This is a genomic window from Pseudoroseomonas ludipueritiae (assembly GCF_014490445.1).
Lineage (GTDB): Bacteria > Pseudomonadota > Alphaproteobacteria > Acetobacterales > Acetobacteraceae > Pseudoroseomonas > Pseudoroseomonas ludipueritiae.
In genome coordinates this window covers 1-2,065 of record NZ_JACTUZ010000304.1, presented here as the reverse complement: position 1 = coordinate 2,065, position 2,065 = coordinate 1, and the positions used below count along the sequence as shown (strand labels likewise).

2 protein-coding genes are annotated in these 2,065 nt (G+C 75.5%); both read right to left on the bottom strand.

Annotated features, from left to right (window positions below; translation table 11 throughout):
- Positions 1-181: 181 nt before the first annotated feature.
- Positions 182-1,306 (bottom strand): non-hydrolyzing UDP-N-acetylglucosamine 2-epimerase, encoded by a 1,125-nt coding sequence (wecB, locus tag IBL25_RS25835; protein WP_238940673.1) that lies wholly within the window; start codon positions 1,304-1,306, stop codon positions 182-184.
- Positions 1,291-2,065: glycosyltransferase family 4 protein (locus IBL25_RS25830; RefSeq protein ID WP_187781302.1), on the bottom strand; the 775-nt coding region annotated here is incomplete at its 5' end. The genes IBL25_RS25830 and wecB, both read right to left, overlap by 16 nt.

Genomic DNA, 2,065 nt, shown 5'->3' with positions numbered 1-2,065 from the left:
CCGGGCGCGGCACCTTCGCGCAGCGGCGCGGAGGCATCCTGCCGCGCGGGCGCCGGGCAGAGGTGCAGCACGCGCCAGCCGGCCTCGGCCAGGGCGGCGCCTTCCTTGGCCACCACGCGCACATCGGCGGGCGGATGCGCGGCGGAGAGCATGCAGACCAGCGGGGCGGGCTCAGGCATCGTCAGGCGGTTTCCAGCGTCGGTTCGGCGGCGGCCAGCACGGTTCGGAGATGCGCCACCATGCGGGTGCCCACGGCGGCGTCCCACAAGGGGATGGGCCGGGCGGGTGGCCAGCCGCCCGAAAGCACCCTGGCCACCGCCGCCGGCAGGCCGGCGGGCGTGACAAGCTGGTTGGCGCCGGATTCCAGCGTCACCGGCCGTTCGGTGGAAGGGCGCAGGGTCAGGCAGGGCACATCCAGCCCCGCCGCTTCCTCCTGCACCCCGCCGCTGTCGGTGGCGACCAGCCGGGCGCGGCTGAGCAGGGACAGGAAATCAAGGTAGCCCAGCGGCGGCAGCGGCAGCACGCCCGGCGGCATGGCCAGGCCGAATTCCGCCATGCGCATGGCGGTGCGCGGATGCAGCGGCCAGGCCAGCGGCAGGGCGCGGGCGGCTTCCGCCACCGCCGCCAGCAGGATGGCCAGAGCCTGATGGCTGTCCACATTGGCCGGGCGGTGCAGGGTCAGCACGCCATAGCCGCCGGGGCGCAGCCCGGCGGGCAGCGCCCGCGCCCGCGCGGCGGGCAGGCGGCGCAGCAGCGTGTCGATCATGCTGTTGCCAACGGCACGCACCGCTTCCGGCGCATGGCCTTCCCGCAGCAGGCGGTCGGCGGTGGCATGGTCCGGCGCCCAGAGCAGGTCGGAGACGGCATCCACCGCGCGGCGGTTGATCTCCTCCGGCATGTCGCGGTCGCCGCAGCGCAGCCCGGCTTCCAGATGCGCCACGGGGATGCGCAGCTTGCGCGCGGCCAGCGCCGCCGCCAGCGTGCCGTCCACATCGCCGGGCACCACCACCAGGACGGGGCGGCGGTCCTGCCACAGGGCCTCGCAGGCCATCATGGTGCGGCCGGTCAGCGCCGCATGGCCACCGCCGGAGACACCCAGCGAGACCTCCGGCGCCGGCAGGCCGAGATCGGCCAGGTGGCCGGCGAACATGGCGGCGTCGTGGTGCTGGCCGGTATGGACCAGCACAGGGCGGCAAAAGGCCGGCGCTTCTTCCGCCAGCGCGTGCCAGAGCGCCGCCAGCTTCGGCAGGTTGGGCCGCGCGGAAGCGACCAGATGCAGTTCCGGCAGCATCAGGCGGTGGCCCATTCCCCAGCAGTGCGAGGAGCCCCCGCCGCCGCTTCCACGGCGCGGACGAAATCAGCGGCCAGAAGCCGGCGGTCCCAGCGCCGCACCGCCTGGGCGCGCGCGGCCGCCCCCATCTCGGCACGGCGATGCGGGTTGTCGGCCATCCAGACCAGGGCATCCGCCAGGGCGGCGGCATCGCCCGGCGGCGCCGGGATGCCGCAGGCCACCGGCCCACCCGCCAGCAGCCGCGCGGCGCGGCCGGAGAGATTGGCCACCACCGGCAGCCCGGCGGCCAGGTAGTCCATCAGCTTGTTGGGCGCCGTCCATTCGGCGAATTCCGGCACCGGCGCCAGGCATTGCACCCCCACCTGCGCGCCCGCCAGCAGCGCCGCCAGTTGCCGCTTCGGCAGGCTGTCCAGGAAGCTGAGATTGGCCAGGCCACGCTCGGTGGCGGCCTGCCGCAGCCGGGGCTTCTCGCCCCCCTCCCCCACCAGCAGCAGGCGGATGCGGTGCTCGCCCCGGAACTGCAGGATCTCGGCGGCATCGAGCAGCTGGTCTAGCCCATTGGCGCGGCCATGCGCCCCGGCATAGACGGCCAGCACCTCCCAGGGCGCGGCACCTTCCGGCCGCCAGGGCGCCACCTGCGGGCCGAAGAGGTCGAGGTCGCAGCCATTGGGCACCACCGCCACCCGCGCGGGCTCGGCGCCACGCGCCAGGGCGGTCTCGGCCATGCCCTCGCTCAGCGCCACCACGGCGGCGGCCTGGCGGCAGGCGGCCGTG

What these genes read in the sequence shown, in the direction of transcription:
- wecB (WP_238940673.1), bottom strand. Translation starts at nt 1,306, where the DNA reads ATGGGCCACCGCCTGATGCTGCCGGAACTGCATCTGGTCGCTTCCGCG.